Consider the following 25362-nt stretch of genomic DNA (forward strand, 5'->3'; position numbering starts at 1 on the left):
ATGGACAACGGAATCGGGCGCCGCCTGGCGCTGGCGATGGCGCTGGCGGCGCCGACGACGGCGGCGGCGCAGCTGCGCCTGCAGCCGGTGGCTACCGGGCTGGAGGGACCCACCGCGCTGGCCCAGCCCGAGGACGGCAGCGGCCGGCTGTTCGTGCTGGAGCGTCCCGGGCGGATCCGAATCATCGAAGCCGACGGCACCCTGGCGGCGACGCCCTGGTACCAGCGCGAGGTCAACACCCACGATACCGAGCAGGGCCTGCTGGGGATCGCCTTTGACCCCGCCTTCCGCGACAACGGCACCGTCTATATCGCCTACAGTGCGACGCCGGCCGAGCAGTGGGGCCTGGTGGTGCGCCGGCTGACCGCGGCCGATCCGGCGGCGGCGACGTTCCAGGGCAGCGACCGCCAGATCCTGCGGGTGACCGGCCTGGTCGCCAACCACAACGGCGGCGACCTGCACCTGGGTCCGGACGGCATGCTCTACGTGGCCGTCGGCGCCGGCACCGGCAAGCCCGAGGACCATCCCTGGGCCGGCACCACCGACGACCTGCGCGGCAAGATCCTGCGTCTGGACGTGCGGCCGCAGGCGCGGCCGGCGCGCGGCGCCGGCACCTGCGGCAGCGCCGGCGGCCGGGTCGGCTACGGCATTCCGGACGACAATCCCTGGGCCGGGCGCGGCGGCCAGTGCGGCGAGATCTGGCTGCATGGCCTGCGCAATCCCTGGCGGTTCGCGCTGGACCCGTTCGACGGCGCGATCTGGATCGGCGACGTCGGCGTCGACCGCGAAGAGCTGTCGCGCTGGCATCCGGACCAACCCACCCGCGACCTCGGCTTCCCGCGTTGCCAGGCCCACCATGACTGGCCCTCGACCGGCGCAACGGACTGCCCGCAGCGCACCGGTAGCCTGGCACCGGTGTATGCCTATGCCGGCGGCGACAACGGCCGCTGCGCCATCATCGGCGGCCGCCGCTATCGCGGCCCGGTCGCCGCCCTGGCCGGCGCCTACGTGTTCGGCGACGCCTGCTCCGGCGAAGTGCTGGCGGCGCGCGCCGAGGGCGAGGGCTGGAAGGTGCGCGTGTTGCCGGTCTCGATGCCGCGCGGCTACGGCAGCATCTCCTCGTTCGGCGAGGACGTGCAGGGCCACCTGTACGTGCTCGATCACGCCCACGGCACCGTGCACCGGCTGCAGGGCGACTGAGCCCGCCCGACCCTCTGCGCAGCGGTAACCCCGCCTCAGGCGCCGGCCGGCACCGCGTGCGGTGCGCGGAACAGGTACAGGGCCAGGCGTTCGGGCAGGAAGCGGCCGGCGCCGTCGGTGATGCCGGCCTGTTCGAAGCCCAGCCGCGCCAGCAGCCAGGAGGGCCGTGGATGGGCCGGGTTGATCGCCGGCACGCTGGTGCCGGCCAGCCGGTAGCCGGCGGCCCGGGTGCGCGCGGCGATCGCCGCGTCGTAGCGGCCATGCGGATAGCTCAGGGTGTCGAGGGCCTGGCCAGGCAGATGGCGGGCCAATGCGCTGCGCGCCCCGGCGAGCTCGGCGTCGAGGTCGTCGGCACGGGTCATCGGCACGTGGCTCTTGCCGTGCAGGCCGATCGCCACGCCCGCCCCGGCCATGGCTGCCAGCTCGTCGGCATCGATCATGTGCCGCAGGCCATCGTCGAGGCGCTCGGCCAGCCGCGCCAGTACGCGCTCCCGCGCCGGGGCCTCCATCGTCTCCAGGACGGCGATCGCCTGGCGCAGCCCGGCCAGCCCCTCCGGCCACGCCGCGACCGCCTGGCCCTCGGCGGCCAATGCGTCCGCGAGCTCGGCGATGGACAGCGCGCCGCGGCGCAGCGCCGCGACCAGGCGTTCCTGGAAGAACGGCTGGCGGGTGCCGACGGCATCGGCGACGGTGAACAGCACGGCCGGCATGCCCGCCGCGCGCAGCGCCGGCAGGGCGTGCTCGTGGTTGTCCGCCCAGCCGTCGTCGAAGCTGAGCAGCAGGGCGCGCGACGGCAGCGGCGCGCCACCGTCGACGGCGGCCAGCACCTGGTCGAGCGATACGACGTTGTAGTGCCGGCGGAAGAACGCCAGGCAGTCGCGGAACAGGTCGTCGCGCAGCGTGTAGTCGGGGTCGCTCGAGGCCCAGCGCGGATCGTCCGGCGCCAGCACCCGGTGGAACATCACCACGGTCAGGGTGTGCCGGTTGCGCAGGCGGTGGAGCAGGCCCAGCGCGCCGGTACGATAGAGCAATCTTTTCAGGAGGGCGGCGGACATGGCGGGCCAACCGGAGGTCTCGGTGATCATACCGACCTGGAACCGCCGCGGGCTGGTCTGCCGGGCGATCGACTCGGTGCTGGCGCAGACCCGGCCGGTGGAACAGGTCATCGTCGTCGACGATGGCTCGACCGACGGTACCGCCGGCCACCTGGCGGACCGCTACGGCGACCGCGTCACCTGCCTGGTGCAGGCCAACGCCGGCGTGTCGGCGGCGCGCAACCGCGGCCTGGCGGCCGCCACCGGACGCTACATCGGCCTGCTCGACAGCGACGACGTCTGGCTGCCGGAAAAGACGCAACGCCAGGTCGACTGGCTGGAGCGCCATCCGGACTTCGGCATGGTGCTGTGCGACGTGCAGCGGGTCTGGCCGGACGGCCGCGAGATCGACGTGTTCGAGCGCCGCAGCCAGGTGCCGCAGGACGGCGCGGCGCTGCGCTGGCTGCTCGGCAACCCGGCGCTGGCACCGCTGTCGGTGCTGTTCCGGCGCGCGGTCTGGGAGACGGTCGGCGGCTTCGACGAGTCCCTGCGCACCGGCGAGGACCTGGACTGGCACCTGCGGGTGGCGGCGCGCTGGCCGATCGGCGTGGTCGAGGCGACCCTGGCGCGCGCCGTGCGCGGCCACGACGGCCTGTCCTCGCTGCAGCAGACCTACGACGACTACCTGCGGGTGATCGAGCGCGCGGTCGATGCCGCCGCCGGCAAGGTCGAGGACGAGGTCCGGCACCGGGCGCTGGCGCGGGCGCTGGCCCATGCCGCCGAGGGCCATGTCTGGCAGCGCCGGTTCGCCGATGGCTGGCACGCGGCGCGCCGGGCCTGGTCGCTGGATCCTGCCCTGCGCAGCCGGTTGCTGCGCCTGCTGCCGATGGCCGCGCGTCGTTCCTTGCGCGCCCTGCTGCCCGGGCGCGGCTGAGCCGCGTCGGTCAACCGGCGCTGTCGCGGCCCTCGGCCTCGGCCTGCAGGTCGGCGCGGCGGATCTTGCCGTTCGCCGACTTCGGCAGTTCCGGGCGGAACTCGACCAGGCGCGGCACCATGTAGTCCTCCAGGTGTTTCGCGCAGTGCGCGACCACGTCCCGCGCGGCCAGCGCATGGCCGTCCTCGACCGCGATGATCGCCTTCAGGGCGCGGCCCAGCACCTCGTCCGGGACGCCGACCACGGCCGCCTCGCGGACCCCGGGCAGGGCGTACAGCACGTTCTCGACTTCCTTGGGACTGACCTTCTCCCCGCGCGACTTGATGATGTCGTCCTTGCGGCCGACGAAGTACAAAAAGCCCTCCTGGTCCATGCGGAACAGGTCGCCGGTATGCAGCACCCGCTCCCAGGGATGCCGGCCCGGGCGCAGCGCGCGGGCGGTCGCTTCGGGATCGCCCCAGTAGCCCTGCATGACATGGCCGCCGCGCACGACCAGCTCGCCGGTGCTGCCCGGCGGCAGCGGCCGGCCTTCGTCGTCGGCGACCCAGACCTCGGTGTTGGGGATGGCGATGCCGACGCTGTCCGGGCGCCGCGCCAGCTCCGCCGGCGGCAGCCAGGTGCAGCGCTTGGATTCGGTCATGCCGTACATCGAGTACACGCGGGCCCCGGGGAACAGCGTCTGCAGCCGCTCGATGTGCGCCGGCGGCAGCGCCGCGGCGGTGTTGGTCAGGTAGCGCACGCTGCGCGCCCAGGCCGGGTCGAAGTTGCGCAGCTGGACGATCAGTGCCGCCATGGTCGGCACCAGCGGGAAGGCCGTCACGCCTTCGCTGGCCAGCATCGGCAGGATCTTCTGCGGGAACGCGAAGGACTTCTCCAGCACCAGGGTGGCGCCCATCCGCACCGCCATCAGCAGCTGGTACAGGCCGTAGTCGAAGGACAGCGGCAGCACGCTCAGCACCACGTCGTCCGGGCTGGCCTCAAGGTACTGCGTGATCGAGGCGGCCGCGTGCACCATGTTGCGGTGGGTCATCATGACGCCCTTGGGGCGTCCGGTGGACCCGGAGGTGTAGACCAGCATCGCCAGGTCGATGTCGATGCCGCGCGGCAGCGCACCCAGGGCCGGCACCGGCGCGTCCAGGAAGGCCTGCCACGGGACCTCGATGCCCTGGCACTGCGCGGGATCGGCCTCGACCACGACGATCCGCCGCACCGAGGGCACCTGCGCCGCCGCGGCGCGCGCCACCGGCAGCAGGCTGGCCTGGGTGACCAGCACCGAGGCCTCGCAGTTGGCCAGCACGTAGGCCAGCTTGTCGGCCTTGGTCGAGGGATTGATGACGCTGAACACGCCACCGGCACGCAGGATGCCGAACACCGCGACCGCGGTCTCCGGTCGGTTGTCCAGGAAGGCGATGCAGCGCTCGCCGGGCGCCAGCCCGGCGTCGTGGACCAGGGCGGCGGCGAGCCGTTCGGCGTCGGCGTGCAGGGTCGCGTAGTCGATGCGCCGGCCGGCGCAGACCAAGGCCGCATGCTGCGGGCGGGCGTCGGCGGACCGCGCCAGGTATTGCTCGAAGCGCATCAGTGCCGGTGGCCGGCGTCGGCCGCCTTGTGCTCGATGAAGTCGACCAGGCGGGCGATGCCGTCCAGGTTCTCCGGGATCACCTCGTCGTCGTCGACCACCACCTCCCAGGTCTCCTCGATCCAGGTGACCAGGGTGAGGACGCCGAACGAATCGATCAGGCCGCCCTCGAGCAAGCTCTGCTGCGCATCGAGATCCTCGGGCGCAGCGAAGGTTTCGGCCAGGAAGGTGCGCACGCGGAATTCGGTGGCCGGCATCGGGACATCCATTGTCAGCAGCAGTCCGGAATCAGGAGGCGACAGGCGCCGGTGGGCGAAAGTGTGCCAGAACGAGGCACACTGGCACAGGCGCGAAAACGGCCGGGAATGTCTCAGCCGCCGCCCTGGGCCAGCGGCGTGCCCGGGGTCCGGGCCGGGCGGGCAGGGTCGCGGGCCGGCGACGCTCTGGGCGCCTGCGCCGGCGGCACCAGGTGTTCGCGGCCTTCCGGCGGCGTCAGGGTACCGACCCGGCGAGCGGGGTTGCCGGCCACCACCGTGTAGGGCGGGACCGTTCCGGAAACCACGGCGCGTGCGGCGACGATGCTGCCCTCGCCGATCTCGCTGCCGGGCATGATCAGCGCACCCGAGCCGATCCAGGCGTTGTCGTGCACGACGATCGGTTTGACGTCGCCGCCGTCGGGGGGCGCGCCGCTCTGGCGCAGGTGGGGGTCGGCCGGATGACCGCCGGAGTCCTTGAAGGCGACGCCGCCGGCGATCTGCACGTGGCGACCGATGACGATCTCGCGACCGACCACGAAGCTGGTCTCGTGGGAGATGTCGGTGTGGTCGCCGATCACCAGGCGCGGACGGCTGCTGAATCGGGCGCCGAAGATGATGCTGAGCTTGCCGCTGATGTAGACGTAGTCGCCGACGATCAATTCGCCGCGACCCCGGATCCAGGGGATGTAGATGCCGGTGGTCACGCCGCGCCCGTGCCGGGTGCAGTAGGCCTTGAACAGCGGCTCGGCCAGCAGCACGCGGCGCAGGAAGAACACCACGCCGCGCAGGGCGAGGAACAGCCACAGCATCGGCAGCACCAGGATCTTCGGTGCCGGCAGCGTGAAATAGCGCCAGCGGTCGCGCAGCCAGCGCAGTGCGCTCGCGACCGGGTGGCTGGAGTTGGCGGCCCAATGCCGGATGGACGCGGCCTTACGCATTCCGGATCATCCCAGCGAGGTTCCTGGACAATCCCCCTGCCGGGACTATACGGCAATGGCGCCAAAGGCGCTTGTCGTCTCCGGCACCGAGGGCGATCACCGCACGCCCCTCCCGAACAGCACCACCTCGACCGTCTGGATCAGGATCAGGACGTCGAACAGCAGGTTGTTGTTCTTCACGTAGAACAGGTCGTACTTGAGCTTCTCCAGCGCGTCGTCGTCGGAGGCCCCGTAGGGATAGCGCAGCTGCGCCCAGCCTGCCAGGCCCGGCCGCACGCAATGGCGCAGGTTGTAGTAGCGCAGCTTGCCGGCCAGGTGCTCGACGAACTGCGGCCGCTCGGGCCGCGGCCCGACCACGCTCATGTCGCCGCGCAGGATGTTCCAGAGCTGCGGCAGCTCGTCCAGGCGGGCCCGACGGATGAAGCGGCCGGTACGGGTCACCCGGTCGTCGTCCTTGCTGGCCCACTTCGCGACGCCGTCGAGTTCCGCATCGGTGCGCATGCTGCGGAACTTGACCAGGGTGAATTCCCGGTTGTTCAGGCCGACCCGCTGCTGCCTGTAAAGGATCGGCTGTCCGCGGCCGCTTTCCAGGCGGATCGCCAGCGCCACCACCAGCAGGGCCGGTGCGGTCAGCACCAGCAACAAGCCGGCCGCGACCAGGTCGAAGGCGCGCTTGCTTATGCGGCGCAGCAGGGAGCTGTCGAAGCCGCCGGAGAACACCAGCCAGGACGGATCGGTCAGGCCCAGCTTGATCTTTCCGGACTCGCGCTCGAAGAAGCCGACCAGGTCGATCAGGTTGATGCCGGCCTGGCGGCAGCCCAGCAGTTCGTCCATCGGCAGGGCACCGCGGCGCTCGTCCGGCCCGACCACGATCTCGTCGATGCGCTCGCGCTGCGCCCAGGCGGCCAGCGGCAGGTCCGGGTGCCGCAGCTTCTCGGCCGGCACGCAGGTCTTGTCATGGGCCTGCGGCACGTAGCCGACGACATGGAAGCCGCGTCGGTCGGCACGACGGCGCAGCCGCTGTTCGATCAGCGCGGCCCTTTCACCTGCGCCCAGCACCAGCACCCGGCGCTTGAGCGGTTCGAGGTCGAACAATCGCGCCGAGGCCACCCGGAACAGCCCGAGCAGGGCGAAGCCGATCAGCAGGGCCAGGCCCAGCACGCCGCGGCCCAGGGCCAGTTCCGGCAGGACGTAGTACAGGACCAGCAGCCCGGTGGCGCCCAGCAGGAAGGCCAGCGCCTGGCGCGCGACGGCGCCGAACCAGGTTTCGCGCAGGTGCGCCTGGTACAGGCCCATCGCCGTCAGGCCGAACATGATGAACAGTGCGAAGGCGGCGGCCCGTGCCAACTGGAGCCAGAGCGAGGTGTAGGCCTGCAGGGGCGCGTCGTAGGTGAAGAAGCGCAGGTAGACCGCCAGCACCACGGCCAGCACCAGCAAGGAGAACTCCACCGCCAGCACCACCGAGCGCCAGCGCGACGCGGTGTGGCGCAGAAAGCGGGGCAGCAGGCGGTACTGCGGCGCACCGTCCAGCTTGACGGGCTCGGTGCCTGTCATCGCCGGACCGGGGGGATGCGCTGTGCGGGCATTGCGGGTGCTCCCGGTCGCCGCCCGATCCCCGGGCGGAAGTTGTGGTCGGCCTGGCGCATGCCGGCCCGATCAATGGCAGCTCACCCAGTTCCCGTCCCCCGACCGTGAACTGGCGCACAGGACGAATACTAGCAGGCTGCCGGAACGCGACAGGGCAGGGCCGGCGAGGGTGGCCAGTCAGCCGCGGCAGCCTGCAGATACCTGATCCCATTGAATTTCTGGTGCGTTCGCCGAACCTGGAAGAAAAATTGCACGCGCCCGGGCCGGACTGGGGGCCCGTTGGCCGCCTGTTCCAGAACGGCATTGTGCCGTTGTGGGGGTGCCCTGGCCGGCCGGGCAGCGCCGCATGAGCGGCCCCTCCAGGTCGAACCTGATCGGCGTCGCGCCTCGACGCAGGGTCGGGGACCGAGGGCCAGGACTCGGTGTTCGGTGCGCGAAGCGCGCTGTGCTCCCCTCTCCCTCTCCCTTTGGGAAACGGGCCGGGCAAGAGGGCCGGCACTTGCCATGATCTGCATTATTGCCGGCCCAGCGACGCGCGCTGGCCGGGGCGGCCCTCTCCCCCGCCCCTGCCCCGCAGGCGGGGGAGGGGAGAAGTGCGGTGCCGTCGCACTGGCCAACACGCCGCCTGGCAGCGGGCTGAGACACGACGCTGATCAGCCCCCCGCACGGTTGGGGGGAGAGTGCCGCGGGTGCCGAGGCACCGGTGGAACGCGCGCGGCAAGGGGGTCGGGCGGGCGCGGCTCTGAAGCGTGGCCGGGATGCGACGCCGATCAGGTCAGTTGAGCAGCTCGCCCTCGCCGCCGAGCAGGTCGCTCTCCAGGAATGCGCAGGCGACCTCCTGGCCCGGCTGGCTGAACAGGACCATCAGGATGATCCACTTGAGGTCGTCGAGATCGACCTCGTCGGCGCCCAGCGCCATGATGCGGTCCAGGACCAGCTCGCGGCGCTCGCCATCGAGCACGCCGCTGTGCTCGAGGAACATCAGGAAGCCCCGCGCTTCGACATCGAGCTTCGCCACTTCCTCGGGCGCGTGCACGCGCACCGGCGCACCGGCGTCTCCCGGAACGCGCAGGAGCGCCGGGCGCTCGCGGGCCAGCACGTCGAGCCAGTCGAAAGCCTTGTTTATTTCGGAGGGCGAGAATCCTGCCTCGAGCAGGTTCGCCTGGAGGGAGTCCCGGTCGTTGAGGCTGTCCGGGTCGTCGTAGACGAAGTTTTCGAAGAGATAGAGCAGTACGTCGAGTATGTTCTCTTTCATTCCACCGTCCTGTCGGCGCGGCAGTACCTGCCATTGGCGCCGACGGTGATGAGCCCATCCAGCTCCATGAGCAGCAGCATGGACGATATCTGCGGGGTCGTCAATCCGCTGCGGGTGGCCAGCACATCGACCGGCTGCGGGTCGTGGCCGAGGGCCTGCCACAGGCGTTTGTAGTCGGGGTCGGCGAGCCGGTCGGGCGCGTTAAGCGGGCCGCCTGTGGAGACCGGCGAGCCAGCCTCGTCCCCGAAACCCGCCGCCAGGCCCGCGCGCAGCCGCGCTGCCAGGGCCTGCGCGAGCGGGCGAAGTTCTTCGAGGATCTCGCCAGCAGTCTCGACCAGGCGCGCGCCGTCGCGGATCAGCCGATGGCAGCCGCGTGCCATCGGGTTGTGGATGGAGCCCGGCAGCGCGAACACCTCGCGACCCGCCTCGCCGGCCATGCGCGCGGTGATCAGCGAACCCGAGCGCAGTGCCGCCTCGACCACGAAGGTGCCCAGCGACAGGCCGGCGATGATGCGGTTGCGCAGCGGAAAGTGCGGCGGCCGCGCCGCGGTGCCCAGGGGGAACTCGGAGACCACGGCGCCCGACGCGGCGATTTCCGCCATCAGGCCGGCATGGCTGGCCGGATAGGCCACGTCGACTCCGGTGCCGACCACGGCGATGGTCCTGCCCCCACCCTGCATGGCGCCGCGATGCGCAGCGGCGTCGATGCCGCTGGCAAGCCCGCTGGTGATCAACAGGCCCGTCCCTGCCAGCGTCGCCGCAAAGGCTCGCGCCGTGTCGGCGCCGCCGGCGGTCGGATTGCGGCTGCCCACCATGGCCAGTTGCGGATGCCAGAGCAGCCCCGGGTCGCCGCGCACGAACAACGCCGCCGGCGGCCTGGATGCCTCGCGCAGCAGCGCCGGATAGTCCTCGTCCAGCCAGGTCAGCAGGTGGTTGCCAGGACCTGTCAGCCAGTCCAGGTCGGCTTCGATCCGGGGGTCGTCCGCACCGCGCAGCGCCGACAGTGCGGCGACCGGGATCTCCTGGCCTGCTCGCCCGGCCTGCGCAGCCGCGAGCGCCGCGCTGGCGCTGCCGTGCCGCTCGACCAGCCCGCGCAGGCGCTCGGCACCGAGCCCGGGCGCCCTCAACAGGTGCAGCCAGGCCCGGTTTTCGGAGGCGGTCGCCAGCGTGCGCTCCCGACCCCGGTTGATCAGCTCAGAGGCCGTACGGCGCCTGCAGGCGATCGCGCACCTGCACCGGACGCTGGCTCTCCATCACCAGGCCGTAGCTGATGCGGTCGAACACCCGGAACACCATCAGATGACCGGCAAAGTCGTCGGGAAGGGTGACCCAGGCGTCTTCGCGGCGGCTGTCTCGGAAAGGATTGGGATCGGGGTTGCGGACGCTGTCGCGGATGCGTTCGCCGGGCTTGAAGAGGCTGTAGACCTGGCCATTGGCGACGCCGTTGCGGGCGCCGCGGTTGATCGCGACCACCTGGTAGCGACCCACCACCGATGGTGCGTCTGTGGTCGCCATAACCTCGGCGCCTTCCGGAATGCGCGCCGGCGCATGCGGCTGGAAGTACAGGTCGAACGGCGCCTCGTCGATCGCCAGCAGCAGATCGCCGGCCTTGACCTCGTAGTCGCCGTCGTCGATCAGCAGGGTGGCCGGATCGCCGGTACGCAGCACCTGGGCATGGGCCATCTCGACCACCTCGTAACCGAGGATGCGTTCGGCGCGGCGCGGCGGCTTCGGGCCGGCGTGGATGCTGTCGGCCGCGTGCCAGGGCGAACCGCGCTCGAAATCGACCCGCTGCTGGGTACGCGGATGGCGGCCGCGGGCCTCCCGGTAGACCAGGGTCGGCCGCACCACGGCGAAGCGCTGGCCGGGCTCGGCGGCCAGGTCGCGGGCATAGATGTATTGCGATTCGGTGGCGCGCAGCCGGTTTTCCTCCACGGCGACCACGTAGGGCAGGTTCTTCCAGGCATCGCCCTCGAGAACGCGCACACGCCGCAGGAACGGCTCGATGTCGGAGAGCGGCAACGGCGGGATCGCCTGGGCATCGCGCTCGCGGATCCGCGGGCCGTCCTGGCTGAGTTGCGGACGGCCGCCGAGGTAGCTGAGATTGAGCACGTCGCCGGGGTAGATCAGGTGCGGGTTGGCCACCTGCGGGTTGGCCTGCCAGATCTCCGGCCACAGCCAGGGATGGCGGAGGAACCGGCCGGCGATGTCCCAGAGGGTGTCGCCGCGCTGGACCACGTAGCGGTCGGGATGGTCGGCGCGCAGCACGGTCTCGGCCGCGTGCACCGCGACCAGGGCCAGCAATGCGACCACGGGCACAAGCAGGCGCTTGAACATCGGTGTCTCCCCCTGATGGTCGTCGCAGTGTACTCCAGCGCAAATCACAAGCAAACAAGACCTTGCGGGGAATTCGTGATCCGCTTCGCAGGAATGGGGCCGGAAGTGGCCTTCCCCCGGGCCTGTTGCCGCCGCGGGCGCCGGCGCGGCAGGCCCCGGCGATGCCTCCCCTCGGGCCGTCGAATGGCCCGAAACGGGCATGACGGCGGCGACCAATCGGGCCTCGCCCCGGGCCCAGGCGTCCTTCGCGCGGTCGCCGGAATGCCACCCATGAAGCGGCTGTTGTTGAAAGTCAGGCCAGGGATGGCCTGTCGGGTCGATCCTGCTTGCGCGCGTCCGGGCGTTCGGTACGCTGCAACGAAAAAAGCCGCCCTGGTCGGGCCTGGATGCCGCCCACAAAGCGGCTGATGTTGAAAGTCAGGCCAGGGATGGCCTGTCGGACCGGGCCGAGCGCCCAGTACAGCCCGGAGCCGAGGCCGGGAAAGAAATAAAGCCGCCCTGGATGGGCGGCCCGGATGCCACCCATGAAGCGGCTGTTGTTGAAAGTCAGGCCATGGATGGCCTGTCGGATCCAGCCAACCCCCGGATGCCCGGGCTCTCATTGCGCCTCAACGAAAGAGGCCGCCCTGTGTGGGCTACACCATAAAGTGGCAGTCAAGTGTTTGCATAAACTGGCAGTGCGGCGGCCCCGCTCAAAGCCTGGCTGGCCCACTCGGAGCGTGAGCGCTGTAGAAATACGCCGGGCCGGTGAGATAGGTCAGGATCACCCTGCTGCACCCCTGCTGATCGAGTCGATGTAGTCGATGAGCGACTGCACCTTGCCTTGCTCGACCAGCTGCAGCGGCGTGAAGTGGTTGAACTCGGGGATCGGCTGATTGCGAAACCAGAACAGCGCGGTGTCCAGGTCGCCACTGAGCTCATGGGCGGCCGACAGCACGCGAACAACGTCCCCCATGGCTTCCTGTAGCTTCGGCGAGGTAGGGGAGAGGCTGACCGTGTTGCGATGGACCCGCGCCAGGCTGGCGAGCTTCTGAATGGGCAGCTCCAACGCCTCCGCCAGGCGCCCGGGGGAGAGCGCCGTGCGGGACGATTCTTCCCTCAGGGTCGAGAGGAAGGTGGCGAACTGGTCGGTGGCGACGTTCATGAGGGTGACTGACCTGCTGTGTTTGCGCTGTATTCTCGCACAATCCGCGCCCACCAGCAGCGACTCGCGACCTGCCGTCTAGGTGGCGCCGCCCTCCTCGAGGACCAGCGCCGGGTCCACCCCCAATCGCCCTGCGAGGGTTAACGCCTCGCTCGCGACCGGGCTCATCAATAGCCGCGCCGGACCGTGCGGGTCGGCCGCGTGGAGCCTGGCGAGCTTGCGCCAGATCACCACCAGCTCGGCGAGTGCTTCGAAATCGGTCTGGGTGTCCATCCAAGCAACATAGCGCCGTCCGTTGGCTGCCGTACCTCCCCTTAGGGAAGATCTGATCATTGAGTCCGCGTTGCGCCTGGCGCGGGCGTGCTTCCCCTGCGACCGCAAGGCCCATACCATCGCTCCGACCTCACTGCAAAGAACAACGATGCCCAGCCTGGACGCCGTTGTATCCCGATTCGGCGAAAGCGCGAAGAAGAAGCTCTCCAATGCCGCGGCAACCGGCGCGCCGGAGGATCAGCTCCGCGCGCCGTTCGAGCAGCTTCTTGCCGACCTGACAGAGCTGGCAGGACACAAGCCGGAGCAGGTGGTCGCGGTTGGCGAGACCTCGATTGCCGATCTGAAGATCCGCCCCGACTACTCGGTCACCTTCAGTGGCGCGCTGCTGGGCTTCGTCGAGCTGAAGGCACCGGGTAAAGGTGCTGATCCGCCTCGTTTCAAGGATAAACACGACAAGTCGCAGTGGGAGCGACTGCGCCATCTACCGAATCTGATCTACACGGACGGCAACCAGTTCAGTCTGTGGCGAGACGGCGAGTTGGTGAACGCCATCGTGCGACTGGAGGGCGACGTCTCAACCTCGGGCGCTCAGCTGCGCGCCAACATGGATCTCGTTGAGCTGTTTGCCAATTTCCTGAGCTGGCAGCCGGTGCCACCGAGAAGCGTCAAAGAGCTCGCGAAAGTTTCTGCTCGCCTTTGTCGCCTGCTTCGCGACGAAGTGGAAGAGCAGCTCGCCCACAATTCTCAGGAGTTCAAGAACTTCGCTTCGGACTGGCGGACCATGCTGTTTCCCGAGGCGACCGACGAGCGGTTTGCCGACGGTTACGCGCAGGCCGTTACCTTCGGCTTCCTGATGGCGCGGGCTCAGGGCGTCAGCCTGAAAGGCGGCGTGGCGCCAGTCATCAGGGCGCTCAAGGCCTCGCGCTCGCTGATCGGCAGCGCCATCCAGTTGCTGGTTGACGAATCAAGCCAATCGGCGATCAAGACGTCGCTGGCCACCCTGTCGCGAGTGCTGGAGGTTGTCGACTGGTCGAAGCTTTCGAAGGGCAAGAGCGACGCGTGGCTGTACTTCTACGAAGACTTTCTCGAGGTTTACGACAACGCGCTCCGCAAACAGACCGGCTCCTACTACACGCCGCCCGAGGTGGTGGAGGCGATGGTCCGATGGACGGACGAGGCGCTGCGCGCGCCAACTTACGAGCTCCCGCAAGGCCTGCTGTCGCCGAACGTCTGGCTGGTGGACCCGGCCGTCGGCACCGGCACCTACATGTTGGGCGTGCTGCGGCACATCGCGCGGCAGGTCGAGGCGGACCGGGGCGAGGGCGCCGTCGCGGGCTACGTGCAGTCCGCGCTGGCGCGCATCGCGGGCTTCGAGCTCCAGCTTGGGCCGTATGCCGTGGCGCAGCTGCGCTTGCTCGCGGAAGTGGTGGCGTTGACGGGTGGCGCGCCAGCGCAGGCGCCCCACCTGTTCGTGACGGATACGCTGGGCAACCCGCATGACGACGGCGGGCAGATGGCGCAAATCTTCGCGCCGATCGCCGAGTCGCGGAAGGCCGCGAACCGCATCAAGCGCGAGACGCAGGTGACGGTGATCATCGGCAATCCGCCCTACAAGGAAAAAGCCAAAGGCAAGGGCGGCTTCGTGGAGAGCGGCGACAGCACGCGGGAGATCGAGCCGCTGTTGGACGTGTGGCAGCCGCCGAAGGAACTGAAGGCGAGCGCCCACGCCAAGCATTTGCGCAATCTCTACGTCTTCTTCTGGCGTTGGGCGACCTGGAAGGTCTGGGACCACGGTCCCGGCGACAAAGCCGGCATCGTCTGCTTCATCACGGTTTCCGGCTTTCTCAGTGGCCCGGGCTTCCAGCAGATGCGCGCGTGGCTGCGCGAGACTTGCGATGACATCTGGGTGGTGGACGGCACCCCGGAAGGGCATCAGCCCGAAACGGCCACGCGCCTGTTCCAAGGCGTGCAGCAGCCGGTGTGCATCGTGCTGGCGTCGCGCTCGAAGCGGCGCGATGTGGGAGCGCAAGCACGCGTGCACTTCCGCGCCCTGCCGGAAGGACGGCGCGAAGAGAAGTTCGTGGCACTCGGCCGCTTCACGCTGCAGGATGACGGCTGGGCAGCGTGCCCGGACGCGCCGTACGCGCCCTTCCTTCCGGCATCAACCGGCGCATGGGCGAGTTACGTCGCACTGGACGACTGTTTCGCCTACAGCGGCTCCGGTGTGATGCCCGGCCGCACCTGGGTGATTGCCCCGGACGCGAACAGCCTCACTCGCCGATGGGACGTGCTGACGGCAGCGCCAGCGGGTGCCGAGAAAGAGCGACTGTTCCATCCGCACCTTTGCAAGGGCAAGCCGGGCGACCGCCACAGCAACAAGCCGGTTAAGGAAGCGCTGGCCGGCCAACCTGCGCGCCTCGTCCCGGTGGCGAACGACGCCGAGCCCTGCGTGCCGCCGGTTCGCTACGCGTTCCGCTCGTTCGATCGCCAGTGGATCATCCCCGACGCGCGGCTGATCAATCGGCCGAATCCCACGCTGTGGCAGTTGCAGTCGCGAAAGCAGATGTTCTTGACGGCGCCGGCCGACGTTTCGCCAAAGAACGGGCCGGGCTTGTCGTTCTCAAGCCACATTCCCGACCTTCACCATTACAGCGGCCGTGGCGGTCGCATCTACCCGCTCTGGGCCGACGCCGAAGCCACGCAGCCCAACGTTTCCGCCGGCCTGCTGGCATCGCTCTCAAGGCGCTATGGCCTCGCGGTGACCGCCGAGGACGTGCTCGCCTACATCGCAGGCGTCGCCGCGCACCCGGCCTACACAGCGCGATTCCAGGAGGACCTGTCCACGCCGGGCTTGCGCATTCCGTTCACTGCTGAGGCCTCGACGTTCGCTGACGTCGCCAATGTCGGTCGACGCGTGGTGTGGCTCCACACGTATGGCGAGCGCATGGCGGATGCGAGCGACAGTCGGCCTTCTGGTCCGCCGCGCGTGGCCGAATCGCAGCGCCCCACCATCCCGAAGGACGGTGCGATCGCGGTGGATGCGCCGCTGCCGGAGGCGATGGCCTACGACCCGACGCAGCAGCGTCTCTCGATCGCTGGTGGCTATGTCGACCGCGTGCCGCCCGCGGTGTGGGCGTATGAAGTCGATGGAAAGAATGTGCTGACGCAGTGGTTTAGCTATCGCCGCCGCGATCGCAGCAAGCCGCCGATGGGCGACAAGCGTCCGCCGTCACCGCTGCAGCACATCCAGCCTGAGCATTGGCTGGCGGAATACACGACCGATCTGATCGACCTTCTCAACGTGCTCGCGCTGGTTGTCGAGCTGGAGCCGGAGCAAGCACGACTGCTCAAGAATGTCTGCGAAGGCGCGCTGATTCCTGAAGCCGATCTGCGCGCCGAGGGAGCATTCGCGAAGCCCGCCGAGGCGAAGGTCAACGCGGCAAACGCCAGCCCTCAGTTAGGAATGTTCTGAAGGCGAGCGGTGCGAGCAGGGCGCGTTTGTTGATTTTTCCTGACAGATATCGGACGCAAGCGAGGCGCCGTAGCGATTCATCCCACTGGCGGTGTGATGCCCTGCGGCGTGCAGGCCTATGGCCTGCGCGGGATTGGTGGCGGTGCCGCAGGGCGCGGTCGAGGGCTGCCATGGCGGCGCAGTGCATGAGGCTGTCGAGGAAGGTCGGCGATGTCCTACGCTGCGCAGCGGCCGCTTCCTACCCCTGCGCGGGAGCAACGCCGATGGTCGGCGTTGAGGCCGCGCGCAACCCTGTGCAGCTGTTCATGCGCAGGAGCGTCACCCGCCTACGTGCGCGAGGAGTTCGAGGAATACCTGCGCTGCGGGGTGCTCGAGCACGGCTTCCTGCGGGTGGTGTGCGCGCAGTGCCGCGAAGAGCGATTGGTGGCGTTCTCCTGCAAGAAGCGCGGGTTCTGCCCCAGCTGCGGCGCTCGGCGCATGGCTGAGAGTGCGCGGCATCTGGTGGGGAAGGTATTCGGCCCGCGCCCAGTGAGGCAATGGGTGTTGAGTTTCCCCTACCCCTTGCGCTTCCTGTTCGCCAGCGAAGCTGAGGCCATTGGCCCGGTGCTGGGGACCGTGCATCGGGTGATCTCCGGTTGGCTTGCTGATCAAACGGGCGTCGAGCGCGCTATCGCGCAGCGCGGCGCGGTGACGCTGATCCAGCGCTTCGGCAGCGCGGTCAATCTGAACATGCACGTCCACATGCTGTGGCTTGACGGCGTGTACGAGGACACCACCGAGCGACCTCAGCGCAAACCACGCCTGCATCTCGCCAGCGCACCCACGTCCGCGCAGTTGACGCACCTGGCCGACACGATCGCGCATCGCGTGTGCCGGCATCTGACCCGCAAGGCTGGCTCGAAGGCGAGGAAGAATCTGTCTGCCTGGCAGACAGGGCTGCAGGCAACGACGGCATGGACGCGCTGCGGACGAGTTCGATCACCTACCGCAAACGATCCCGGCCGTTGCGGATGCGCTACAAGGCCGGGCCGGCCAGGTCGGCGGCTTCTCGCTGCATGCCGGCGTGGCCGCCGCAGCGCACGAAAGCCATAAGCTGGAAAAGCTGTGCCGGTACATCACGCGCCCGGCGCTCAGCGAGAAAAGGCTGTCGATAGCGCCGCAGGGCCGGGTGCGTTACCAGCTCAAGACCCCGTTGCGTAATGGCACCACGCATGTCGAATGGGATGCGGTGGACTTCATCGCCAAGCTGGCGGCGCTGGTCCCGCCACCACGCGCACATCTGACACGGTTCCACGGCGTGTTTGCCCCCAACGCAAACCTGGGCGCGCAGTTGACGCCGTCGGGGCGCGGCAAGCGGCCTGCGACCGACGCCACACCGGCTGCGGTCACGTCCAACGACACGCCGCCCAGCCCCGAGGAGAAGAGCCGCGCGATGACCTGGGCGCAAGGCCTCAAGCGCGTCTTCAACATCGACGTCACCACCTGCGTCCACTGCGGCGGTGCGGTGCAGATCGTTGCCAGCATCGAAGCACCCACTGCCATCCGCGCCATCCTCGCCCACTTCGAAAAGCACGGTGCAGGCGCTGGTGTACTCACAACTGGCTTCGGGGACCGCTGCCCGCAAACACAGCGGGCCGTCGAAAGACCAAATTCAGCCCGCATTCAGGTTTTTCGCCAGCTTTTTGACATTGACACGGGTCCTAGCGTCGTCCTTTTACCGTTGCACGGTTAAAGCTCGACTCTCAGCAAGCGAACAGAAAAAACGATCGATTGCAGGGCTTCGGGGACTGGCTATCGTGGCCTTATGTCCGGACTTCGCCTGCCCCCTCATGACATCACCTGCTGCACTGCGGCAGACCTGACCAATCACCTCATCGGGGAGTACGGGCCCTTTGTCCGCCTCTCTGATGTGTGGGCGAAACTTGGGTACCCGAGTCTGGAGGCGGCCAGAAAGGCCGCGGCACGAAACAGCGCACCGATGCAGGTCATCAGCCTGCCAGGCCGTCGGGGGAAGTTCGTCCGGACGCGAGATCTCGCGACCTGGCTGCTCCTCGACTCCGGATCGGTCGACGCGCGTCCGAACCAGCAATCCGGCGATCAATAGGAGGGGTTAGCGGGAGGGCATATCTGAAATGACAGAAGCCCAAGTTCTTGCGAACTTGGGCCCCTGGCTTGGGTTGTCGCTGGCAGGCTGACAACCCGATGCTAGGCGGCACTCTTTTGCCTGTCAAGGGGGGTTGCCCATCCCGTGCCCTATGGGTGCGGACATGGCGTTCACCAAGCAGGATCTCGAAGCGTATTGCGCTGCGCACGGCATTGCGGGGTTGTCTCGCGACTACGTCCTGGAGACCGCCGAGAGGCCTTCGCGGCTGGCCAGCGCACAGGGCTACAAGTCAGTCGCGTGCGAGTACCCGTCAAGGAAGATGGGGCGTTCGATTGTCGGCGAAAGTCGCACGGGCGAACATGCGTACTCGCTCACTCTTGAGTACGACCCGGGGGTCGTCGCGTACTTCGACCAGCCCCCACCGGTAGAGTGCATCCGGCAGGACCGGAAGGGCAGGCGGGGTCCTCGTCTCTACACACCCGACTTCCTGGTCCTTCGCGCCACCGGCCCCCGGGTCGTTGAGGTAAAGAGCGCACAGGAAATCGAAGACCGGCTGGCCCGCTACCCAGAGGACTGGCTACGTACCGACGAGGGTCAGGCACAAGACCTGCCTGCCGTAGAGGCCTTTGCCAAGCTAGGGCTCGCGCACCAGGTCATCAACATTGCGGAGCTTTCGCAGACCTACGTTGCGAATGTTCGACTGCTCATGCAGGCCCGCTGCTTCGACACGGCGATCTCTCCGCAGATCGAGAAGCGTGCGCTCGCCAGACTTTCGTCCCATTCGACGATGTCCATTGCCGAGCTGGCAGTCTCCCTTGGCGTGACGGACCTAACCGCCATTCTTCGGCTGATTGACAGGGGTGTCCTGTTCGCTGACCTGATGCACTGTCTTTTGGCCTTGCCCGAGTCCACTTTGGTTTCAGCCAACCCCGAGCTTCTGGATGTGCCCGACACGGTTGAGCACAACAGCCAGAAGGTGGCCATCACCAAGGTCCTCACACGAAGGCAGGCAGAGAGGGCGATGGCGGTCATTAACCGCCTCCAGTCGGGCATTGGGGGTCGATCTTCCTTCCGGTACCGAAAGCTCATCAAGGAGGGGGAGCGTACTGGTCTAACGCTTATCCAGTCCGTGGTGCCGAAATTTCATCTTCGAGGCAATCGGTCTCCAAAGCGTCCGGCAGCTGTGCTGCAGACCTTGGATAGATTCATTGAAACCTACTGGGCCTCGCCCGATCGCCTCACTGGCGCTGCGGCATTTCGGCTCTACCGCTCCATGGCGCACCAAGCGCACCCCGGTGTCAGCCCGGTCGGCCTGACAACATTCAGGAGAAGGATCGAGTGTGCCCAGCAAGCCTCGGCGATTGGCCGGGGCGGAGTCCGAGCTGCCAACGCAGCAGCGAGCCCGACCGAAGTTTTGTCGCGCGCGGTTCCAGCCATGCGTCCGTTCGAGACGGCTAGCTGCGATCACTATCTGTGCGACGTTCATTTGCGCGTCTTGAGTGGGGAGCGATCGTACACAGCCCTGCCCTGGTTGACGGTACTGATCGACGTCGCGAGCTCGCTGATCCTTGGCTTCTCGCTTGGCTTCATGAGTCCGAGCCGAACGAGCTGCGCTCTCGTACTGCGGGATGTAGTGCGACGTCACGGCCGCCTGCCTGAGCAGATCGTGGTGGACAGAGGGTCGGAGTTCCGCTCCATCTATTTCTCGGCGCTGCTTGCCCATTGTGGCGTGACCCAGGTAGTCCGACCGACATCCCACCCACGCTTCGGATCCGAAGCCGAGCGATTCTTCGGGCTCTTCAAGTCGGAGTGGCTCAGCCTGCGGCCGGGGAACACCGTGTCGAAGGTGGAAAGCCGCGCCGTCTCTGCGGGACATCAATCCCGAAGTCACGCGCAACTGGACCTAGGTGGTCTGCACTCGGAACTCGGCCAGTACATAAGTTGGCGCTCAAACAAGGTGAGGAATGCGCGCGAATCCAGTCCCGCTGTGGAATTCGCCCAGTTGATGCAGCGTTTCCCCTTCTCCGGGGTTGCTGTGGATGACCATGCATCCTTTCATGTCGCCAGCTGCGTGGATGAGGCCAATGTCTCCTTCGATCCCCGCCGTGGCTTGCAGATGAAGGACCCGAAGCTCTGGTACTGGTCACCCGCGCTGGCAGGGCTCAAACCCCGCACGCGAGTTGAAGCACGACGCGACCCCGAGAACATCCATGTCATCTACGCGCGGATCGGAAGCGCATGGGAGCCATGTTACTCATCGGGCCATCTGGTCCACGCCCATGAGGACCCAGCGAAGGCCCGAAACCAATCCATCGCTCTGTACACGTCGCGTGAGTTGCGAGAGCAAGCCCGGTCGGAGGCGGATGAACGCCTCATCGACCAGATTCGCCGGGCCGACGAGCTGATGGCTCAGCAGGCTGAGCCGCAACTCCAGCCCCCAGACGGCGAACCTAGTGATCCATTTGAGAGCGTCCGTGGCACCGAGATTGAGGTTCTGCCTACCAAAGAGTGGGGTAAGGCATGAGTATCTCGTGGAGGTTGGAAGCTCACCGGAAGATCAGCGACGGCTGTGTGCAGCACAGGCGGTTTGTCGAGACCGTCGAGTACCTGTTCAACCACATGACCTTCGCACAGCCAGGCGAGGTGATCGTCCTAGTGGGGCCCAGTCGGGTGGGAAAGAGCCGCGCCGCGCACCTGGCGGCTGATCGCCTCATTGAAGGTGCCACTCCGCAGGATGGAGTTCTGCCCTTCATCATTGTCGAAGCTGAGAACTCGTCTCGCATGGGTTCGTTCTCGAGCAAGGCATTCATGCGGAGCTGCCTTGAAGCCGTCGGTCACCCGATCTATGGCGCCTGTCAGCAAGACGAGGATTCCAGGTCCAGACTCGATACCCGGATCAACCGGACACCGGAGGGGGTCCTTCGGGAGGCGCTGGAACATGCACTCAGGATCCGGCAGACGAGATACCTCATCATCGACGAAGCCCACCATGTGGGCTACTCGGGCCGGTCAAGCTACGCGGGGCAGGCCATCCTTGACTCGTGGAAATGCATGGCCAACAAGACCGGCGTGGTGCTGGTCCTCGTTGGCGGGTACAGGCTTCTGGACCTTATTGGCCTTGCGTCCCACCTGGTGGGACGGCTTCGACCCATCCACTTCTCCCGCTACCAGTCGAACCATGCTGGCGATGTGGCGGCTTTCGAGCAGATCCTGCACACCTGGGGCCAGCATCTTCGATTTGGCTCGGATGACTCACTACGCCGCGTCAACTCCTACCTGTTCAAGCACTCCTACGGCTGCATCGGCCATCTGAGCAAGTGGCTTCGGACTGCCCTTTCCTTCTGTGAGACACGCGACCTAGATGCCTTCGGTCTGGAGGTGCTTGCTGAGACGAGGCATCCGGCGCAATTTGAGAGAACCATCCTCGACGACATCGCTATAGGAGAACGGTTCTTCGAGGTTGGGGCTGCCGTCGCTCGCGAGCTTCCTGGTCCGACAGAGGCCGGCCGCAAGAGCGGCAAACCCTTCAAGCGCAAGCCACAGCGCTACGAGCGGGGCGGGCGCGCATGAACACACGGTTGCTCCCATTGGATGTACTGGGCCAGGGAACGGGCGACGTGGAGTGCCTCAGCTCCTATCTGATCCGCCTGAGCACCATCCATGCCGCACCTGCCACGAGCCTGATCCGCTTCGCGCTGGACCAACGGTACGCGAAGGGGGCTGGAAGTATGGGCGGAATCTTCACTTCATCCAGCTCGCGGTTCGTACGTCCTAATCAGACCACGGAGTACCTGGTTCGCGCCCTCGCGCACGCTCTAGGCGTGGCCGACGGACATCTGGACCAGACAACGTTCCTGGCATTTCACGGCGCACTGGCCAGGTCTGAGCGGACCTTCGCCAAGACGTTGCGCTGGTGTCCGGACTGCATGGGCCTTGGAGCGTCCGGGAAGCCTCCCTACTTCCGACTGGTCTGGCAGCTGCAGCCGGTCGTTCACTGTACGCGTCACGGCGCCCTCCTCCGGGATGCCTGCGCCTCATGTGGAGCACAGCAGGATGGGGTTCGGCCACGCCGGGATCTGTCGGCCTGCGTGCGCTGTAGTGCATCGCTCAGCCTCGGGTCCAAACCTGCTTCTCCCAGCAGGGAGGGGCCGGAGCTGCAGTCGGTCATCCAGTACTGTGCCGAGCACCCAGGTTTCCGCTTCCCTGCCTCAGGCGTGCACAGGTTCCTGGAGGCGCTTCTAGATGCCGCATGGGAGACAGGAAAGGAAGAGCGGTTGTACCGAATGGTCGGGCGAGACCAGCTGCTTAGCCTGCTCTGCCGCAACCATCCCATCACGCTGAAGACGGCACTTTCTATCTCGCATGCGCTCGACTACCCCCTTCTGGGCGTCCTGAAGGGTGAGATTGCGCCCTACACCTCCTCACTACCGGGAATTCTGGCTTCGCCATCCTCTGCAGGGAAGGCCCTTGAGCGCCGGCGCATTGATGATCCCTTGGCCATGCGGCGGAGAATCGCCCGTGCCATGGGCACGGTTTCCTACGCCACGCCTCTCCGAGCTCTAGCGACCAGCCTGGATGTGTCGGTTGGCGCACTGCGCTACCGCTTTCCTGATCTGGTCGAAGAGTGGGTTTTGCGGTTCAAGGTCTCCTGCCGGCAACACAGAAGGTCGATCCTCTCCCGCTGCCGTGAAGTCGTCCGTCGTGGAATCGAGGACCTTCGATCCGCTTGCCCCGTTGCCCTCAGTGGCAGAGCGCTGTTCCGGCGACTGCGTGCCGAAACAGGGCTCCCCGAGGACGTGCTTAAACACGAGATTCGACGCCAACTCGATCACACGGCCAAACCTAGGAGGCTTTCCCCATGAGCGAGGTGTTTGACCAGTCCGAGGTGATCGAGAGGATCTGTAGGCTCAAGCCGCCCGGCATCGATAGGCAAGCGATTGAGTTGGACCACGTGGAGTGGGCGATCTCTTCTCTGGTGTCGGCTGGCGTCTACCCAAGCCTTCGCTGGATAGCAAAGGTGTTGGGAGGACCCAGCCAGAAATCCCTCGAGCCGCTTGTCCTGGAGGTGTTTCGATTACGGGGAGCGGTGGTCATTCCGGAGGTGTCGACGACGAAGCCCGATGCAATCCATAGGCTCTATGAAGTCGTGGCTTCGGACATCCGCGAGGATGTTCTCAGGGGGCTGGCCATCGAGTTCGATCACCTAGAGGCTGCAAGGACTTCTGCCCGCGAATTGCAGCAGGCTGCTGAGGTGGCCATGGCTGAGGTGATCCGGCAACGGGAAGCGACGATGGAGGCCATACAGGTGCTTCGGGTGGACCTTGGGTCGCTCAGCGCCGACCGTGACTCGCTACTTGAGACGATCTCGCGCAAGACCGCAGAGCTCGACCGCGCCACTGTCGACCTTGATCAACAACAGTCCAGGCTTCTCGCCAACGAGACTGAAGTTGCGGCCCTGAATGATCGTATCGGCAGACTCAGCCTCCAGAATTCCGAGAAAGACACCTTGCTGGCGGTGGCTACCCGGGATCTGGGGCTGGCCAAGGCGGCGCTGAATGCCGAGTGTCGCATTTCCGGCGATCTCAGTACCCGCCTGGCCGAGAGCCAGGAGCGGGTCGAGGCCTCCCGCAGTGCTTTGGAAGAGTTGCTCGAATCGCGGGATCGGATGCTCGGTGAGGCCAAGAGGCTGAGGAACCAGCTGGATGGGGCGAACGCAAAGCTCTCAAGGGAGCGGATGGCGGCAGCACAGTTCGCCGACCAGCTTGAGCGAACGAAGGATGAGGTTCAGCGTCTATCTGCCCTCCTTGCGACCGCGAAGTCTGGAGCGCGGGATCTTGAAAAGCGCCTTGCGCAGGCTCGTGCCGAGATCTCAGTCCTGCAGTCTCGTCTGGAGGACAAGACCAGGCAATGTCGGGTCGAGCGCGCGGGGCGGCTGGCAATCGAAAGGAAATGCCGGCGACACTCCTCAATCCCTTTGCGCAACTCCTGACAGGCCATGTTTTCCAAACTGAGAAGGATTAACCTTGGCGCTGCGCAAAACGCAGATTCACGGGTAAGGTCTCGGGCAACTAAGCGAGCGTCTTCATCGTACGGCTTTGCGAGTTGCCCATCTTGCTGGAGAGCCTCTTGAAGCGCCCCGATCGCCATCACCAGTCGTCCAAGTGCGTACTCGCACATCCCGATAGGGTTCCGCTGCCAGACGGCCTGGCCAGCGCAGCGGCCGCCGCGGTCCGATTGATCTTGGAGGAGGCCGCGTCCGCCAACACAAAGCGCAGCTACGCCAGCGCGCTGCGGTACTGGCATGCCTGGCATCTGGCCCGTTTCGGCGAGGCATTGGCGCTGCCGGTGCCTGAGGCGACCGTCATCCAGTTCATCGTCGACCACCTGGCGCATAACGATCGCGGTCACCTGCGTATCGAGCTGCCGCCGGCCATCGACCAGGTGCTGGTAGCCGCGGGCATGAAGGGCAAGCCCGGCCCCCTGGCGCTGGCCACAGTGGTCCACCGGGTGGCCGTGCTCTCCAGCCTGCACACCCTGCGCAGCAGCGAGAACCCCTGCGAGGCGCCGGCGGTGCGCCACCTGCTGTCGCGCTCGCGCCGCGCCTGCGCCAAGCGCGGTGAGCGCCCGCGCAAGAAGACCGCGATCACCGCGGACATCCTGCGGGCCATGCTGGCCACCTGCGACGACTCCCTGCTGGGACTGAGGGACGCTGCCCTGCTCACATTCGGCTTCGCCACCGGCGGGCGCCGGCGCAGCGAAATTGCCTCAGCGACCTACGAGAACCTGCGACGCGCCGGCGACGACGCCTACACCTACTTCCTGGGGCACGGTAAGACGCTTCAGGCCGGCCCGAGCGCAGGGTCCACGCCGGACAAGCCGCTGTTCGGGCTCGCCGCCGACGCCATGACGGCCTGGCTGGACGCCTCGAAGATCAGCCAGGGCCCGCTGTTCCGGTCCCTGAGCAATGGCCAGCTCGGCACCCGGCCATTGTCCACCCAGGCGGTCAACAACATCGTCCAGTCGCGGGCGCGCCAGGCCGGGCTCGAGGGGGATTTCGGCGGTCACAGCCTGCGATCGGGCTTTGCCACAGAGGCGGGTCTCAGTGGCGTGTCGCTGCAGGAGACCATGCAGCTCACCGACCACCGCTCCGTGGCGAGCGTGATTGGATACTTCCAGATGGGGTCGCTGATCCACTCCCAAGCGTCCAGACTGCTTGAGTGAGGCTTGCTTGAGATAGCGGAGTGGTACCGA

19 protein-coding genes and 1 pseudogene are annotated in these 25362 nt (G+C 67.3%); 9 read left to right on the plus strand and 11 right to left on the minus strand.

The window, feature by feature from the left end:
• Entirely contained in the window at window positions 1-1200 is a 1200-nt protein-coding gene (locus tag KF823_15210; protein ID MBX3727257.1) for a PQQ-dependent sugar dehydrogenase, read from the plus strand.
• A gap of 35 nt (window positions 1201-1235) precedes the next feature.
• Here the strand turns inward: KF823_15210 and KF823_15215 are convergent, their stop codons facing one another.
• Window positions 1236-2255 (minus strand): polysaccharide deacetylase family protein, encoded by a 1020-nt coding sequence (locus KF823_15215; protein MBX3727258.1) that lies wholly within the window; start codon window positions 2253-2255, stop codon window positions 1236-1238.
• On the opposite strand from KF823_15215, the gene KF823_15220 reads away from it, so the two are divergent.
• Window positions 2254-3168: a glycosyltransferase gene (locus tag KF823_15220; protein MBX3727259.1), complete on the plus strand. Its 915-nt coding sequence runs from the start codon at window positions 2254-2256 to the stop codon at window positions 3166-3168. The genes KF823_15215 and KF823_15220 overlap by 2 nt on opposite strands.
• Before the next feature lie 10 nt (window positions 3169-3178).
• Here the strand turns inward: KF823_15220 and KF823_15225 are convergent, their stop codons facing one another.
• From KF823_15225 to KF823_15270, 10 genes are all read right to left on the minus strand, one after another.
• Window positions 3179-4744, minus strand: a complete 1566-nt coding sequence (locus KF823_15225; protein MBX3727260.1) for an AMP-binding protein — start codon at window positions 4742-4744, stop codon at window positions 3179-3181.
• Window positions 4744-5001: an acyl carrier protein gene (locus KF823_15230; protein MBX3727261.1), complete on the minus strand. Its 258-nt coding sequence runs from the start codon at window positions 4999-5001 to the stop codon at window positions 4744-4746. The genes KF823_15225 and KF823_15230 overlap by 1 nt, the downstream gene beginning before the upstream one ends.
• Window positions 5002-5114: 113 nt before the next feature.
• The gene (locus tag KF823_15235) at window positions 5115-5939 is read right to left on the minus strand and encodes an acyltransferase (GenBank protein ID MBX3727262.1); all 825 of its coding nucleotides are present in this window, start codon (window positions 5937-5939) and stop codon (window positions 5115-5117) included.
• A 96-nt stretch (window positions 5940-6035) separates the two neighbouring features.
• Complete coding sequence (locus KF823_15240; GenBank protein MBX3727263.1) at window positions 6036-7493, minus strand: TIGR03013 family PEP-CTERM/XrtA system glycosyltransferase; 1458 nt, start codon at window positions 7491-7493, stop codon at window positions 6036-6038.
• Window positions 7494-8301: 808 nt separating this feature from the next.
• On the minus strand, window positions 8302-8781 hold the full coding sequence (locus KF823_15245; protein ID MBX3727264.1) for a DUF494 domain-containing protein: 480 nt from the start codon (window positions 8779-8781) through the stop codon (window positions 8302-8304).
• Window positions 8778-9947 carry a DNA-processing protein DprA gene (dprA, locus tag KF823_15250; GenBank protein ID MBX3727265.1) on the minus strand — a complete coding sequence of 390 codons (1170 nt, stop codon included), beginning with the start codon at window positions 9945-9947 and terminating at the stop codon, window positions 8778-8780. The genes KF823_15245 and dprA overlap by 4 nt, the downstream gene beginning before the upstream one ends.
• 28 nt (window positions 9948-9975) lie before the next feature.
• Window positions 9976-11118: a LysM peptidoglycan-binding domain-containing protein gene (locus KF823_15255; GenBank protein MBX3727266.1), complete on the minus strand. Its 1143-nt coding sequence runs from the start codon at window positions 11116-11118 to the stop codon at window positions 9976-9978.
• Window positions 11119-11410: 292 nt separating this feature from the next.
• Window positions 11411-11644, minus strand: a complete 234-nt coding sequence (locus tag KF823_15260) for a hypothetical protein (GenBank protein MBX3727267.1) — start codon at window positions 11642-11644, stop codon at window positions 11411-11413.
• 237 nt (window positions 11645-11881) lie between these two features.
• Complete coding sequence (locus KF823_15265) at window positions 11882-12262, minus strand: DNA-binding protein (protein MBX3727268.1); 381 nt, start codon at window positions 12260-12262, stop codon at window positions 11882-11884.
• A gap of 78 nt (window positions 12263-12340) precedes the next feature.
• Window positions 12341-12535 (minus strand): hypothetical protein, encoded by a 195-nt coding sequence (locus KF823_15270; GenBank protein MBX3727269.1) that lies wholly within the window; start codon window positions 12533-12535, stop codon window positions 12341-12343.
• Window positions 12536-12683: 148 nt separating this feature from the next.
• Between KF823_15270 and KF823_15275 the strand changes: the two genes are divergently transcribed.
• From KF823_15275 to KF823_15305, 7 genes and pseudogenes are all read left to right on the plus strand, one after another.
• A complete protein-coding gene (locus KF823_15275; GenBank protein ID MBX3727270.1) occupies window positions 12684-16007 on the plus strand; it encodes an N-6 DNA methylase in 3324 nt (1107 codons plus the stop codon).
• 327 nt (window positions 16008-16334) lie between these two features.
• A pseudogene (locus KF823_15280) lies at window positions 16335-17586 on the plus strand (transposase).
• A 688-nt stretch (window positions 17587-18274) separates the two neighbouring features.
• The gene (locus KF823_15285) at window positions 18275-20635 is read left to right on the plus strand and encodes a DDE-type integrase/transposase/recombinase (protein MBX3727271.1); all 2361 of its coding nucleotides are present in this window, start codon (window positions 18275-18277) and stop codon (window positions 20633-20635) included.
• Window positions 20632-21681 (plus strand): ATP-binding protein, encoded by a 1050-nt coding sequence (locus KF823_15290; GenBank protein ID MBX3727272.1) that lies wholly within the window; start codon window positions 20632-20634, stop codon window positions 21679-21681. The genes KF823_15285 and KF823_15290 overlap by 4 nt, the downstream gene beginning before the upstream one ends.
• Entirely contained in the window at window positions 21678-22973 is a 1296-nt protein-coding gene (locus KF823_15295) for a TniQ family protein (GenBank protein ID MBX3727273.1), read from the plus strand. Before KF823_15290 ends, KF823_15295 begins: the two co-directional genes overlap by 4 nt.
• A complete protein-coding gene (locus KF823_15300) occupies window positions 22970-24100 on the plus strand; it encodes a hypothetical protein (GenBank protein ID MBX3727274.1) in 1131 nt (376 codons plus the stop codon). The genes KF823_15295 and KF823_15300 overlap by 4 nt, the downstream gene beginning before the upstream one ends.
• 215 nt (window positions 24101-24315) lie before the next feature.
• Window positions 24316-25332 (plus strand): site-specific integrase, encoded by a 1017-nt coding sequence (locus tag KF823_15305; protein ID MBX3727275.1) that lies wholly within the window; start codon window positions 24316-24318, stop codon window positions 25330-25332.
• Window positions 25333-25362 lie beyond the last annotated feature (30 nt).

The sequence above is a fragment of the Lysobacterales bacterium genome (genome assembly GCA_019634735.1).
In the GTDB taxonomy this organism is placed as follows: Bacteria; Pseudomonadota; Gammaproteobacteria; order Xanthomonadales; family UBA2363; genus Pseudofulvimonas.